10 protein-coding genes are annotated in these 14,038 nt (G+C 71.0%); 7 read left to right on the top strand and 3 right to left on the bottom strand.

The genetic code is table 11. The features are described from left to right. Window positions 1–197: 197 nt before the first annotated feature. On the top strand, window positions 198–1,313 hold the full coding sequence (locus tag ACFXOA_RS28570; protein ID WP_385034430.1) for a glycerate kinase: 1,116 nt from the start codon (window positions 198–200) through the stop codon (window positions 1,311–1,313). A 256-nt stretch (window positions 1,314–1,569) separates the two neighbouring features. Here ACFXOA_RS28570 and ACFXOA_RS28565 read toward each other — a convergent pair whose 3' ends face one another. Then, window positions 1,570–2,325 carry a PucR family transcriptional regulator gene (locus ACFXOA_RS28565; protein ID WP_385034428.1) on the bottom strand — a complete coding sequence of 252 codons (756 nt, stop codon included), beginning with the start codon at window positions 2,323–2,325 and terminating at the stop codon, window positions 1,570–1,572. Between the two features lie 184 nt (window positions 2,326–2,509). Here ACFXOA_RS28565 and ACFXOA_RS28560 point away from each other — a divergent pair, with 184 nt between their 5' ends. The 5 genes from ACFXOA_RS28560 to ACFXOA_RS28540 are packed head-to-tail and all read left to right on the top strand — an operon-like array spanning window position 2,510 to window position 7,340. Continuing rightward, a complete protein-coding gene (locus ACFXOA_RS28560) occupies window positions 2,510–3,307 on the top strand; it encodes an ABC transporter ATP-binding protein (protein ID WP_385034426.1) in 798 nt (265 codons plus the stop codon). Beyond that, window positions 3,304–4,083: an ABC transporter ATP-binding protein gene (locus ACFXOA_RS28555; RefSeq protein WP_385034424.1), complete on the top strand. Its 780-nt coding sequence runs from the start codon at window positions 3,304–3,306 to the stop codon at window positions 4,081–4,083. Before ACFXOA_RS28560 ends, ACFXOA_RS28555 begins: the two co-directional genes overlap by 4 nt. Then, window positions 4,080–4,970, top strand: coding sequence for a branched-chain amino acid ABC transporter permease (locus tag ACFXOA_RS28550; protein ID WP_385034422.1), 891 nt, complete (start codon window positions 4,080–4,082; stop codon window positions 4,968–4,970). Before ACFXOA_RS28555 ends, ACFXOA_RS28550 begins: the two co-directional genes overlap by 4 nt. Next, window positions 4,963–6,090, top strand: coding sequence for a branched-chain amino acid ABC transporter permease (locus ACFXOA_RS28545; protein ID WP_385034420.1), 1,128 nt, complete (start codon window positions 4,963–4,965; stop codon window positions 6,088–6,090). Before ACFXOA_RS28550 ends, ACFXOA_RS28545 begins: the two co-directional genes overlap by 8 nt. Continuing rightward, on the top strand, window positions 6,087–7,340 hold the full coding sequence (locus tag ACFXOA_RS28540) for an ABC transporter substrate-binding protein (RefSeq protein ID WP_385034419.1): 1,254 nt from the start codon (window positions 6,087–6,089) through the stop codon (window positions 7,338–7,340). Before ACFXOA_RS28545 ends, ACFXOA_RS28540 begins: the two co-directional genes overlap by 4 nt. Window positions 7,341–7,400: 60 nt before the next feature. On the opposite strand, the gene ACFXOA_RS28535 is transcribed toward ACFXOA_RS28540, so the two are convergent. Further along, window positions 7,401–9,764 carry a discoidin domain-containing protein gene (locus tag ACFXOA_RS28535; protein WP_385034417.1) on the bottom strand — a complete coding sequence of 788 codons (2,364 nt, stop codon included), beginning with the start codon at window positions 9,762–9,764 and terminating at the stop codon, window positions 7,401–7,403. Between the two features lie 416 nt (window positions 9,765–10,180). On the opposite strand from ACFXOA_RS28535, the gene ACFXOA_RS28530 reads away from it, so the two are divergent. Next, on the top strand, window positions 10,181–11,536 hold the full coding sequence (locus ACFXOA_RS28530; RefSeq protein WP_385034415.1) for a glycoside hydrolase family 5 protein: 1,356 nt from the start codon (window positions 10,181–10,183) through the stop codon (window positions 11,534–11,536). Between the two features lie 97 nt (window positions 11,537–11,633). On the opposite strand, the gene ACFXOA_RS28525 is transcribed toward ACFXOA_RS28530, so the two are convergent. Then, a complete protein-coding gene (locus ACFXOA_RS28525; protein WP_385034413.1) occupies window positions 11,634–13,766 on the bottom strand; it encodes a SpoIIE family protein phosphatase in 2,133 nt (710 codons plus the stop codon). Between the last annotated feature and the right edge of the window lie 272 nt (window positions 13,767–14,038).

The following is a 14,038-nucleotide window of genomic DNA, read 5'->3' as shown; positions in this document are numbered from 1 at the left end:
GCCCACCGGCAGGAGCGCGGCACACGGGGCAGGCCTTCGCGGCTCCTCGGGGTGCGGCCCGCCGACGACGGCCCCGTGGGGTGAGGACAGACGGTTTCGGACACCCATGGGCAGATCAGGGGTGCTCCGGATAGGGTCGGGGCGGCGCGACTGCCTGTTCGAAAGCAAAGGGATGCAAGGTGACGGACGGAGCAGTGATGGAGACCCCCCACGTGCTCGTGGCGGCGGACAAGTTCAAGGGCTCGCTCACGGCCGTGCAGGTCGCTGAGCGGGTGACAGCCGGACTCCGGCATGTCGTCCCCGGGCTGCGGGTCGAGACCCTGCCCGTCGCGGACGGCGGCGACGGCACGGTCGCGGCGGCGGTGGCCGCCGGGTTCGAGCGCCGCGAGGCGCGGGTGACGGGTCCCCTCGGGACGCCGGTCACCGCCGCGTACGCGGTGCGTGACACCACCGCGGTGGTGGAGATGGCCGAGGCCTCGGGCCTCCAGCACCTGCCGGCGGGGGAGTTCGCCCCGCTGACGGCCACCACCTACGGCTCCGGAGAGCTGCTGGCCGCGGCGCTCGACGCCGGTGCCAGGACGATCGTGTTCGGCGTGGGCGGCAGCGCCACGACGGACGGCGGCGCGGGCATGCTCGCCGCCCTGGGCGCCCGCTTCCTCGACGGTGACGGCAAGCCCGTCGGCCCGGGCGGCGCGGCACTCGCCGGGCTGGCCGAGGCCGACCTGTCGGGGCTCGACCCCAGGCTCACGGGCATCGACCTGATCCTGGCCAGCGACGTGGACAACCCGCTGACCGGCCCGAAGGGCGCCCCCGAGGTGTACGGCCGGCAGAAGGGCGCCACCGAGGAGGACATCGCGGTCCTGGACGCGGCGCTCGTCCACTACGCGTCGCTCCTCGGACCCGAGACCGCCGAGCTCCCGGGAGCGGGTGCCGCGGGAGGCATCGGCTACGGGGCCCTGGTCGCCCTGGGCGCGCGGTTCCGCCCCGGCATCGAGGTCATGCTCGACGTGCTGGGCTTCGCCCCGGCGCTCGCCCGGGCCACCCTCGTCGTCACCGGCGAGGGCTCGCTCGACGAGCAGACCCTGCACGGCAAGGCCCCGGCAGGGGTCGCCGCGGCGGCACGCGCCGAGGGCGTGGAGGTCGTCGCCGTGTGCGGACGGCTCGCCCTGCCCGCCGAGGCCCTGGGCAAGGCGGGCATCCGCCGGGCCTACGCGCTGACGGACCTGGAGTCCGACCCCGCCGTCTGCATGGCGCAGGCGGGACCCCTGCTGGAACGCACGGCCCAGGCGATCGCCCGCGATTTCCTGTCCTGACACCTCGCCGTGAGGGGCGCGGAACCAGGCCGTGCCCTCGGAGTGCCGTCTGCCGGGCGATGCCTGGTACGCACGCTCGCCGCGTTGCCGGAATCGCCCTCGTGCGCCCAGTACGAGGGCGATCCTCCGCCTCGCGATCGCACGCACCGGACGCCGCCCGGCCCGGCCTCCGGCCGAACGACGCCGCTCCGGAGACGCGGCCCGGCCCCTCACGGCCCCCTCGGCCGCGCCGGACCGGGAGCCCTCCACGGCCGGTTCAGGCCTGCGGCGCCGTCAGTCTGAGCGCGTCCAGGGCCAGCATCATCTCGACCAGTTCGCGCGGCCGGGTGAGCGATCGCGAGGTCAGCCTCTCCAGCCGTCGCAGCCTGTTGAGCACCGTATTGCGGTGGCAGTACAGGCTCCCGGCAGCCCGGCCCGCGGACCCTCCGCACTCCAGCCACGTCTCGAGCGTCCGAACCAGCAGACCGCGGTCGGCCGGATCCAGGGCCAGCAGCGGGCCGAAGACGTCCGCGACCAGCCGGGCCGACAGCTCCGGCTGACTCACCACGAGAGCCGCCGGAAGCCGGTCCTCCAACCGCACGATCTCCGTCGCACCGGGCAGGCAGGTCAGCAGCGCGACCTCGGCCAGCCCGCGCGCCGCCCCCAGCCGGGCCAGCCCGTCGGCGACCGGGCCGACCCCGCCGGGTCCACGGCAGCACCGCGCGAGCAGCGCGCAGAACACCGCGGGATCCCGGTCACCCAGGGTGGCGACGACGACCTCCCGGTCCGCCCGGGCACGGCGGAAGCACCGCAGGCCCTCCGCCTCCATGACGGCGCCGACCTGATCACCCCCGCCCTCCCGCAGGACCGCCACCGCGTAACGCCCCCGCTCCGGCACGCCCAGACAGCCGGCCGCGCGCGCCACGAGATCCGGCTCCGGCCGGTCCTCCAGCAGGGCGTCGAGCAGGGCAGTGCCCCGCTCGTCACGGCGCCGCCGCGTGTGTTCGCTCCGTCCCGGAGCCGAGCCGCTCATGGCTGGTGACAATGCCACCGGCCGCCCCGGCCGCCCCGGCGCCGGCCCCTCCTCTGTGCGCGCGCACAACCGGGCCCTGCGAACACTGGTCACCCGCAGCGAGTGGGCCCCGTGCCGTGGACGCGTCCCGCGCCCCGCTGCTGGTCTGTGGCACCACAACGACCAGTCGGAAGGAGGAGGACGCATGGCAACGCTCGAGATCCGCGAACTGTCCGTGGGCTACGGCCCGGTACGGGCACTGCGCGACGTCTCCGTCGACGTGCCGGCCGGCGCGATCACCGCCGTTCTCGGTGGCAACGGCGCCGGTAAGACCACGCTGCTGCGGGCCGTATCGCGGACCCTCGGCTTCCACCGCGGGACGGGCACGGGCACCATCCGCTTCGACGGCGTCCCCCTGGACGGGCTGCGCCCCGCCCAGGTGGTGGCGGCAGGAGTGATCCAGGTGCCGGAAGGGCGGCAGGTGTTCGCCCGGATGACGGTGGCGGACAATCTGCGGGCGGGGGCCCTCGGGGCTCGCGGCGGGCGCAGGGCAGCGGCCGACGCCCTGCGGCGCGTACACGAACTGTTCCCGGTGCTCGCCCAGCGCGCACACCAGCGGGCCGGACTGCTGTCCGGCGGCGAACAGCAGATGCTGGCCATGGGCCGCGCCCTGATGGCCGGACCGCGGCTGCTGCTGCTGGACGAACCCTCACTCGGGCTCGCCCCGCTGATGGCGGCGAGGATCGCCGAGACGATCCAGGAGATCAACGCGGGCGGCACCTCCGTCATGCTCGTCGAGCAGAACGCGGCCATCGCCCTGCGGCTGGCCTCCACGGCGTACGTCCTCGACGTCGGCGAGGTCGCCCTCGACGGCCCCGCCGACGAACTCGCCGCCTCCGACGAGGTGCGCCGCCGCTACCTCGGCGTCGTCGACGAGACGGCCGCGGCCGACGCCGCGGACGCGGAAGGCGTCACCCGCACCCTGAGCAGGTGGTCCGCGTGACGACGACCACCCCGGCGCCCCTCACCGTACGTGAGGTGACGGTGCGTTTCGCCGGACTCACCGCCCTCGACGCGGTCTCCTTCACCGTCGAACCGGGCAGCGTCCACGCCGTCATCGGCCCGAACGGTGCCGGCAAGTCGACCACGTTCAACGTGCTCTCCGGCGTCTACCGGGCCACGTCGGGCAGCGTCCACCTCGGCTCCACCGAGCTCACCGGTCTCGCCCCGCACCGGATCGCCGACCTGGGGGTGGCCCGCACCTTCCAGAACCTGGCCCTGCCGCCGCACGCGACCGTCGCCGAAAGCCTCATGCTCGGCAGGCACCGGCTCACCCGGGCCGGCTTCGTGGCCGCCGGACTGAGGCTGCCCTCGGCCACCCGTGAAGCACACCGGCACCTCGAACGGGTGCGTGAGATAGCCGAGTTCATCGGGCTCGACAAGGAACTCGACTTCCCCGCGGGCGCGCTGCCGTACGGCAAGCAGAAGCTCGTCGAGCTCGGCCGCGCCCTGTGCATGGAGCCCGAGGTCCTCCTCCTGGACGAGCCCATCGCGGGCATGACCGCCGACGAACGCCGGCGCACCGCCGCGGTCGTCGCCGGCGTACGGGACAGCCTCGGCATCTCGATCGTCATGGTCGAACACGACATGGGGGTGGTGATGCGGCTCGCGGACGCCGTGACCGTACTCGACTTCGGACGCAGGATCGCGGGAGGCACGCCCGCCGAGGTGCAGAACGACCCGGCCGTCGTGCAGGCCTACCTGGGAGCACAGGAATGACCACCTTCATCGAACTCCTCCTCGGCGGCCTGTCCATCGGCTCGGTCTACGCCCTGATCGCCCTGGGCTTCGTCGTCATCTTCAAGGCGACCGAGGTCGTCAACTTCGCCCATGCCTCGCTCCTGCTGGCAGGCGGATACGTCACCGCGGTCCTCCACGACGACATCGGATTCTGGCCCGCCCTCGGCGTCGGCATCGCCGGAGCGGCGGTCGTCGGCTCGGCGGTCGAGTTCTTCGTGATGCGCCGCTACCGGGGCAGCGACCAGAGCGTCCTGGCGATCGTCACCATCGGCGTCGACATCCTCCTCACCACCGAACTCGTCCGCCGCATGGGCACCGACGTGATGTCGCTCGGCGACCCGTGGGGCGACGACGTCGTCACCATCGGGGGCGTCACCCTCGCCGAGACGCGCATCGCCGCGTTCCTCGTCGCCGGGCTGCTCATCACCGCCTTCCTGCTCGCCTTCCGCTTCACCTCGTGGGGCGTCTCCATGCGGGCGGCGGCCGAGAACCCGCAGACGGCCGCCCTGATGGGCATCCGCCTCGGCCGGGTCTCCCTGTCCGCCTGGGCGGTTGCCGGAGCACTCGCCGCCGTCGCGGCGCTGTTCCTCACCGTCTTCCCCACCCCCGGCCTCGAACGGGCCACCTCACTCGCCGCCCTCAAGGCGTTCCCCGCCGCGATCCTCGGCGGCCTCGACTCGACCACGGGGGCCCTCGTCGGAGGCCTCCTCGTCGGCGTCACCGAATCACTCGCCACGGGCTACCAGAGCGACCTCTCCTTCCTCGGACGCGGCATCGGCGACCTCGCCCCGTACCTGGTGATGGTGGTCGTCCTGCTCATCCGGCCGGCGGGGCTCTTCGGTACGAAGGAGCTGTCCCGTGTCTGAAGCCACCAAGGACGCCACCGCGCCCGCCGCCACCACAGCCGTGCCCGCCAGCGGGACACCGTTCGCCGGACGGCTGCGCAGCCCCGCTCCCTACCTCTGGCTCGCCGGCTCCGTGCTGCTGCTCCTCCTCCCGTTCTACCTGGACCGCTTCTGGCTCCAGGCCGGTCTCTTCGCGATGGCGGCCGCGATCGGGGCGATCGGACTCAACCTGCTCACCGGCTCGACCGGCCAGCTCTCCATGGGCCACGCCTTCTTCCTCGCCGTGGGCGCGTACGGCTACTGCGTCCTCGCGGGAGAGAGCAGCACGGAGAACGGGCACGCCATCAGCGGTCTCGGCCTCCCCACCTGGCTCGCGGCCCTGCTGGCCGTGCTCCTCGCGGGCGCCGCCGGCGGCCTCTTCAGTCCCATCGCCGGACGGCTGAGCGGCGCCTATCTCGGGATCGCCACCCTCGCGCTGATCTTCATAGGCCAGCACGTGCTGTTCAACGCGGAATCACTCACGGGCGGTTTCAACGGCCGCCCGGTGCCTCCGCTCTCGCTGTTCGGCTTCACCTTCGACGACACCGAGGTGGTCGTCGCCGCGGTTCCCTTCCAGTCGTCGGAGAAGCTCTGGTACCTCGCGCTGGCAGCCCTCCTGGTCAGCGCCCTGTTCGCCCGGGGGGTGCTGCGGGGCAGGCCGGGCCGCGCCCTCAACGCCATCCGGGACCACCGGATCGCGGCCGGCGTGATGGGCGTACCGGTGGCCAGGTACCGGGCCGGCGTGTTCGTCCTGTCCTCCATGTACGCGGGCCTCGCGGGCGTCCTGCTCGCGCTGGTCTTCCAGCGGACCGTGCCCGAGTACTTCGGCATGATCCTGTCCCTCGAATACCTCGCCATGATCGTCATCGGCGGGCTGGGCAGCGTCGCGGGAGCCGTCATCGGCGCCGCGTTCGTGTCGCTGCTCCCTCAGGTGCTCACCCACTACAGCGACTCCCTTCCCCTGGTGTCCGCCCCCGGTACCGGCGGCATCGCACCCGGGGAGGCGTCCCGCTATCTGTACGGCGCCGCGGTCGTCGCGGTCGTCCTGTTCCTGCCCGGCGGCATTGCGCGTCTGAAGAATCCAGGGGAGAAGAAGAAATGAAGCTACGTGTTGTCGGAGCCGTCGTGGCGGCTCTCACCCTCACCCTCGCGGGATGCAGCGAGAAGGCGAAGTCGTCGGACGACGGCGCCGCCGACCAGAACGGTGTCAAGAGCGGGCAGGGTGTGACCGACTCGAAGATCACCCTCGGCGCCCTCACCGACATGACCGGTGTCTACGCCTCGCTGGGCAAGAGTGTCACCCAGGCTCAGCAACTCTGGGTGAAGGAGACGAACAAGGCAGGCGGAATCTGCGACCGCCAGATCGAACTCACCGTCCGCGACCACGCGTACGACCCGCAGAAGGCCATCGGCGCCTACACCGAACTGGAGCCGGACGTCCTCGGCTTCACCCAGTTCATCGGGTCCCCGTTCGTCTCCGCCGTCGAGTCCCGCATCGACGGCAAGGACAAGGGCATCGTCCTGCCCCAGGCATGGTCGGCGAACCTGCTCGGCTCCAAGTACGTCCGCGTCATCGGCGCCACGTACGACGTCGAGACGATCAACCTGATCGACTTCCTGCTCGACGAGAAGCGCATCGCCAAGGGCGACAAGATCGGTCACGTCTACTTCGAGGGCGACTACGGCGAGAACGCCCTGGCCGGCTCGAAGCACGCCGCCCAGGAAGCCGGCCTCACCGTCGTCGAGCAGAAGATCAAGCCGACCGACAACGACATGACGGCCCAGGTGTCCGCCCTGAAGCAGGCCGGGGTGAAGGCCGTCGTCATCAGCGCCGGTCCGCGTCAGGCCGCCTCGCTGGTCGGTGTCGCCGCGGCCACCGGATTCGACGTCCCGGTCGTCGGCAACAACTCGGCGTACGCGCCGCAACTGCTCGCGACCCAGGCGGGCGCGGCACTTCAGAAGGACTACTACATCGGAGCCTCCACCCTGCCCATCGGCGACGCGGCGGAAGGACCCTCGAAGCTCGCGGCGGCCTACAAGGCCGAGTACCCGAAGGACGCCCTCGACAACGGGGTCATCGCCGGATACAACGCGGCGGCCGTCTTCGGAGAGACACTGAAGAAGGCGTGCGACTCGAAGGACCTCACCCGTGAGGGCGTCGACAAGGCCCTGCTGACCGTCAAGGACTTCGGCGCCGACTTCGGCATCTCGCACGACTTCACCGACCCGGCCGCGCCCTCCACCCGGCAGACCGTGGTGATGAAGCCGGACGCCAAGAGCCCCGGTGGCCTCAAGGTGGTCCGCCCGGCGGAGGTGGCCCCGGCCGCCGAGTCCTTCTCGCTCAAGCCCTGATCGCACCCCGCACAAGGACGGGCCCGGCCGTGAGGCCGGGCCCGTCCTCGTGGGCGTCGGTCAGCTGGTGTAGGCCTCCAGTTCGGACAACTGGCCGGCGGGCCAGCCCGTGTTGGCGGTGAAGGTGAGGCGCAGGTACCGGACGGGAGTCCCGGTGAGTGTCACCGTGGCGGTGTTTCCGCTCGACGGGTTGAAGGTGTAACCCGCCGGTGCCTTCAGGGTGCCGAAGGTGTTGTTGTCGGTGCTCCCGGTGACGCCGATCGTCTGGCTCCGGGTGGCCCAGGCCGCGGACGGGGGCAGCTTCAGGACCAGTCTCTTCACGGCCTTCGCGGCACCGAGGTCAACGGTGACGGACTGCGGGAAGGCGTTGTTGCGGCTCTCCCAGTAGGAGTTGGCGTTGCCGTCGACCGCGTTCCCCGCCCCGTAGACGTCGGCGTGAGAGGTCTCGGTGATCGGGCGGCCCTGCGCGAGGTTGCCTGTCTCCTGCGGCGGATCGGTCGGGTCCGGCGGGTCCGTCGGGTCGGGCGTACCGGTGGAACCGCCGCCCGGAACACCGCCGTTGGTCCACACCGGGTCGGGCCAGACACCTGTGCAGGCCGGCGGGTTCGCGTACCAGCCGGAGTTCCCGGTGCCCTGGGTGATCTGGAAACCGCTGCCGACACAGTTGTGGATCGGGTTGGGCTGGGCGATGTGGGTGGCGACGACCCGGTTGAAGGACGCCGTCCCCGGCGCCTGGATCTGGAGGGCGTACGTCCCCGCGCCGTCGATCTTGATGTTGTCGAAGTGGAGCCCGTTGCTCGCGCCCTCGATCAGATGGATGGCGGCGTAGGAGCTGTCCAGGATCTCGCTGTCGGTGATGTTGATGGTGGCGTTGTTGATGGGCTCGTTGAGTCCGCTGAACCAGATGGCTCCCACGCCGAAGCGCCAGTTGAAGTCGTTGTTCCCGGTCCTGATGAGGGTGTTGCGCGCAGCGGTGTGAGTACCCGAGACGGCTGTGCCCTGGCCGGAGTTGACCCCGGGGTAGCGGTTCGCGATGTGCAGGCCGCCGCCGTTGGTGATGGTGTCCGACATGACGTTGTCGGAGATGGTGATGTCCTTGCCGCCGTACGTGACGATGTTGTTGGCGAGGATCGGCAGGACGACCGTGTTGAAGGTGAACTTGTTCTTCACGTTCGGGACGTTCTCCGCCCACATGGCCAGGCCGTCGTCACCGGTGTTGCGCACGAAGGTGTTGGTGACCGTGGAGTTCGTGACGCCGTAGTGGAAGTTCACACCGTCGGCGGTCTGGTCCAGGATGCGGCTGTTCCTGATGGTGAAGTTGTCCATCGGACCGTCCATCCAGGCACCGCACTTGGTGTGCTGCATCCAGACGTTGTCGACGAGGGAGTTGGACATCGCCCCGCCGATGGCGTTCACCTGGTCGTTGTCCACGCGCTCCCGGATGTCGCCGATGATCGCGAAGTCCTTGAGGGTGACGTTGCTGCTGCCGCCCTGCGCCGCGTACTTCCCGTAGACACCGACCGCCTTGCTCCGGTCGGTGGGATGGCGTCCGGTCAGGACGCTGTACCAGGGTCCCGCGCCGCGCAGGGTCACCTTGTCGACGACGATGTGGTCCTGCACCTTGAAGGTGCCCTGCGGGATGTAGACCTCCTTGCCCTGGCTGCGGCCGGCGTCCACGGCGGCCTGGATCTTCGCCGTGGAGTCCGCGGCGCCGGTCGGGTCGGCACCGAAGTCGCTCACCACGTCCAGTGCCCCGGACGGCCTGCCGACCGGGGCCCCGACCTGCTCGAAGTCCGCCAGGTCGATGGTGAACGAGGGAGATGCTGCCGTGGAGGTCACCTGGAGCCGGACCTTGGTCCCGGCGGCCAGGGTGGACCCGAACATGGTCCGCGTCTCGTCGTAGAAGTGGTGGGGGTTGGTGTCCCCCGGGTTGTTGTTGAAGGGGTAACCCCCGTAGTACCAGCCGTACTTCGAGGTCACCGGGATGCTCTTGAGCGAGGATCCGTTGACCCGCAGGTCGAGAGAGGCGTCCCGGCCCGTCCCGGCCGCGTTGTCCGGCAGCGAGTAGCGGAAGGTCATGGCGTTCGCGGGGGCGGTGAGTGTGAACTCGACGTACTCGCCGGCGGCGTCGAGAGTGACCGCCTGCCGGCCCGAAGCCTCCGAGGGCAGGGTGCCGTAGAGGCGGTTCGGGCCGATCAGCGTGCCGTTGGTCGATGCGTACTCGGCCTCCTGTTCCTTGAACGGGACGGTGGCACCCCGGCCGGATATCCCGACGGGTGACGGCGCGGGGACCGCCGCGGCCTGCGCGGTGGGGGCGCCCGCCAGCACGAACGCGGCGGCGGTGCCCGCGGCGGTCAGCGCGAGGGCGAGGGAGGCGGAGAGGGAGCGTCTGAGGAGGCGTGGTCCAGGCGGTGGTGGGGTCACGTGTGGGTGGTCCTTGCGGCTCGATGGGCTCTGCGGACGCCCCACAGGCTAGGAGCACCCGAGTAAAGAAGTCCACGGTGCTGCGCAAGATTTCGCGCTGATCGCTCAAATAAGTGACTCAACTGCGGGAATAGTGAGCGTGCAGGGCGTGATGGGCTGCACCCTCCGGGGCGGCGGTGGCGCTCGGGCGCGGCTCTGCCGTCGAAGCGCTTGCGAGGGCGGAGCCGGGATGCGCCCGGGAACCCCCTGTGGCCGGCCGTACGCCGTGGGCGGCCGGCGCGGTCGGTGTGCGTTCAGGAAATGAAGCTTGTCATGTCCATTGACAGTGCTTCGGTCTTCCTGGCTTCATGTGGGCATCGGAATGGGAGCGCTCCCATTTGTGCGTCCCGCCTCACCCCCACGAAAGGCGACAACGGATGAAGTCAAGGACGAGAAGACGGCTGGGCAGGGCGGTGGCGGCGGCGGCCACGGCGACCGCCCTGCTGGTGGCGCTCTCGGGTCCCGCCGAGGCGGGGCAGACGGTGTCCTCCGCGGGAACCGGATCCTCCGCCGCGGGCACCGACTGGCTGCACACCGAAGGCAACCGGATCGTCGACGCGCAGGGCAACCGGGTGTGGCTCACGGGTGTCAACTGGTTCGGCTTCAACGCGACCGAGCGTGTCTTCCACGGTCTGTGGTCCGCGAACCTGGACACGCTCACCCGGCAGATGGCGGAGCGCGGCATCAACATCATCCGCGTCCCGATCTCCACCCAGTTGCTGCTGGAGTGGAAGAACGGTCAGGCGGCCCCGTCCAGCGCCGTCAACACCTGGGCGAACCCCGAGCTCCAGGGGAAGACGACACTGGGGGTCTTCGACGCCTTCCTCGGAGTGGCCGAGAAGTACGGCATCAAGGTGATGCTCGACGTCCACAGCGCGGAGGCCGACAACTCCGGCCATGTCTACCCGGTGTGGTGGAAGGGGGCGATCACCCCGGAGCAGTTCTACTCCGCCTGGGAGTGGGTGACCGCCCGCTACAAGACGAACGACACCCTCGTCGCGATGGACGTCAAGAACGAACCCCACGGCAAGCAGTCGGACAGCCCTCGCGCCAAGTGGGACGACTCCACCGACCAGGACAACTTCAAGTACACCTGCCAGACCGCCGGCAGGCGCATCCTCGCCATCAACCCTGACGTCCTCGTCATGTGCGAGGGCATCGAGATCTACCCCAAGGACGGCGCGAACTGGTCCTCCACCTCCGCGTCCGACTACCACGGCATGTGGTGGGGCGGGAACCTGCGAGGGGCGAAGGACCACCCGGTCGACCTCGGAGCACAGCAGGACCAACTGGTCTACTCACCGCACGACTACGGGCCACTGGTCTACCAGCAGCCCTGGTTCCAGGGCGAGTGGGACCGTACGACGCTGGAACGCGACGTCTGGGACCCCAACTGGCTCTACCTCCACAAGGACGGCACAGCGCCGCTGTTCGTCGGCGAATGGGGCGGCCACCTCGACGGCGGCCCGAACGAGAAGTGGATGAAGGCGCTGCGCGATCTGATGGTGGAGAACGGCATCCACCACACCTTCTGGTGCCTCAACCCCAACTCCGGTGACACCGGCGGGCTGCTGGGTTACGACTGGGCCACGTGGGACGAGGCGAAGTACGCGGTGCTGAAGCCGGCGCTCTGGCAGTCGGGCGGGAAGTTCGTCGGCCTCGACCACGAGGTCAGGCTCGGCGGCTCGGCCTCCACCACCGGCATCAGTCTGGGCGACCTCTACGGGGGATGAGCCGCCGCCCGCAGAGCCACGCGTGCGAAGTGCGCAGCCCGCGGAGCCCCGCGCGCAGTGGGCACCCTGGGTGCCCCGGGGCTCTGCGGGGCCGTCGTCAGCGGGTCGGCGGCAGCGCGTTGAGGAGCAGCAGCGCGATGTCGTCGGTGCCGGGGGTGGCCTGCTTCGCGTATCGCACCAGTGCGTCGGCCACCGACTCCATGTCCTGCTCCAGGGCCAGGGCGAAGTGCGCGGCCAGCTCGGCGGTCGCGTCGTCGAAGGCCACCCCCGGTGCTTCCACCAGTCCGTCGGTGAACAGGGCGAGGGCCGAGCCGGGGGGCAGCGGGACGCTCTTGGTGGGATAGCGGGACGCGGGGTCGATGCCGAGCAGGAGGCCGGGCGGGAGGTCCAGGACCTCCGTCTGCCCGTCCGGCTGGCGTAGCAGGGGCGGCGGGTGGCCCGCGGTGGCCATGAGCGCCGTGTGCCCGGTGAGATCGAGGTGGATGTAGAGACAGCTGGTGAACAGGTCGGGGTCGAGATCGGTGAGCAGGCGGTTGGTGCGGGCCAGGACCTCGTCGGGCGGCGCGCCCGCCGAGGCGTGCACGGCGGTGCGGACCTGCCCCATGAGCGCCGCTGCGTTCTCGTTGTGCCCCTGTACGTCGCCGATCGCCGCGGCGGCCGTGCTGTCGTCGAGCCGGATCAGGTCGTAGAAGTCACCGCCTATGCCCATGCCGCGCGTGGACGGAAGGTAGCGGGCCGCCACGTCCAGGCCGGCGATCGAGGGCAGGGTCTGCGGGAGCAGGTGGGCCTGCAGGCTGTGCGCCAGCCGCTCCTTGGTGTCGTACAGCCTGGCACGGTCCAGCGCCTGGGCCAGCAGACCCGCGATCGAGGTCAGCAGTGCGCGTTCCTCGGCCTCGAAGTCGTGCGGCCGGTCGTAGGCCAGGACCAGCGACCCGACCGCGTGCCCGGAGACGACCAGAGGGAGGAAGGCGCAGGCGGACACGGCCTCGCGCAGCCCCATCGAGGGATAGGCGCGCTCCAGGTCCCTGAAGGTGGGGTAGAAGTCGGGGACGCCCGTCGTCAGCACGTGCGCGGCGGGCGTGGCGGACGTCAGGGGTTCGCCGTCGAAGCGGTCCATCAAATGTGGGTGGCTGCCCCTGCGGCCGTCGATCCTGAGCCGCCCCTCGACCGACATCATCACGATCAGCGTGTGGACGCGGAAGGCCGGCATCAGCTGGTCGGCGGCGAGGCCGATCACGTCCTGGGTCCCCACGGCCTCGGTGAGGGTCGCCGCGAGGTGCATCAGGTGATAGAGGGCGGTCGTCCGGCCGGGGACGTCCGAGGCCGGGAGCAGCTGCGGCGGCGGGGCGTCGATGGAGGCGGGCCGTGAGGTGGGCTGTATCCGGACGCTGATGCCTGTGGCGTCGGGGAAGAGGTGGAAGGCCAGCCAGCGGTCATGAGGCCGTTCCACGGTGAAGGACGTCTGCTGGCGGCCGATGACCGCGGCCCGGTAGTGGTCCTCGACCGAGGGGTCGTTCAGCCAGGGGAGCGAGACCCAGGGCAGCGTGCCGAGCACTTCACCGGCTGTCGTCCCCAGCAGGTCGAGAGCCGCGGGACTGATGTAGGTGACGCTTCCGTCGAGGGCGAGCGCGCAACTGCCGCCGGGAAGCCGCTCGACGAACCTGACGGCCTCGGCTGCCTCCGCCGGATCCGGGGGCGGCGGGGCGGGAGGGAACACCACGCGGGGCTGGGGCCCGGGCATGATGCGGAATCCGCTGCCCTCCGCCTGTTGCAGCAGCATGCCTATGCCGTGGCACGCCCCCACCATGGAGGCGCGTTCCCCGGAGGACAGCTCGGTGGAGTGCGAGCCTGGCCACAGGAGGACGAGCCCTCCCAGGTCCGAGCCTCCCGCCCGGATGGGCGCGGCCGCGAGCGCGAACTGGTAGGGGAGGATCAGAGCGGGGCGCGGATAGCGTCGCGCCAGCTCCTCCTGGCTGCCCAGCCATATCAGGCACCGCAGGCGTACGGCGTCGGAGACCGGGATCGGTGCGGTCAGCGGTACCCGGACCCACGGCGCGGCCAGCTGGCCGGGTACGCCGGCGAGGACCGCCAGCTGCAGGACGTCGTCCTCCGGCTTCAGGTACAGCATCGCCGTCGACGCCCCGGTCTCGCGCAGGACGTGGGTCACGGCGCTGTCCAGCAGCTCCGTGCCCGGCCCTGTGGCGGCGACCGAGGCCGCTTGGTCCTGCACGCTCTCCAGCGTCCTCCCTGGCGGGTGGCCGCGCATCCGGGCGCCGTGGTGTGCAGGTCGAAGGGCGGACCGGGCCGTGAGGTACCAGCAGGGCGTGCAGGTGCCCCGGCGGGCCCGCCGGTCAGCCGTTACTGCCGGTACGCGGTGTTCTGCGCGGATCAGGTGGACGGAAGGGCGGCGCAGACGGAGCACAGCCCGGACGGAGAAGCGGCGCGGATGGAGCCCGGACGGGGAATCGGCGCGGACAGAGAGGCGGCCCGGATGCTGGGGAG

Source organism: Streptomyces sp. NPDC059166, from assembly GCF_042755185.1.
In the GTDB taxonomy this organism is placed as follows: Bacteria; Actinomycetota; Actinomycetes; order Streptomycetales; family Streptomycetaceae; genus Streptomyces.
This window is presented reverse-complemented; position numbering and strand designations above follow the sequence as displayed.

Excerpts from the sequence above, each read along its gene's own strand:
- ACFXOA_RS28540 (WP_385034419.1), top strand. The coding sequence starts at position 6,087 with ATGAAGCTACGTGTTGTCGGAGCCGTCGTGGCGGCTCTCACCCTCACC.
- ACFXOA_RS28565 (WP_385034428.1), bottom strand. The coding sequence starts at position 2,325 with ATGAGCGGCTCGGCTCCGGGACGGAGCGAACACACGCGGCGGCGCCGT.
- ACFXOA_RS28560 (WP_385034426.1), top strand. The coding sequence starts at position 2,510 with ATGGCAACGCTCGAGATCCGCGAACTGTCCGTGGGCTACGGCCCGGTA.
- ACFXOA_RS28550 (WP_385034422.1), top strand. The coding sequence starts at position 4,080 with ATGACCACCTTCATCGAACTCCTCCTCGGCGGCCTGTCCATCGGCTCG.
- ACFXOA_RS28570 (WP_385034430.1), top strand. The coding sequence starts at position 198 with ATGGAGACCCCCCACGTGCTCGTGGCGGCGGACAAGTTCAAGGGCTCG.
- ACFXOA_RS28530 (WP_385034415.1), top strand. The coding sequence starts at position 10,181 with ATGAAGTCAAGGACGAGAAGACGGCTGGGCAGGGCGGTGGCGGCGGCG.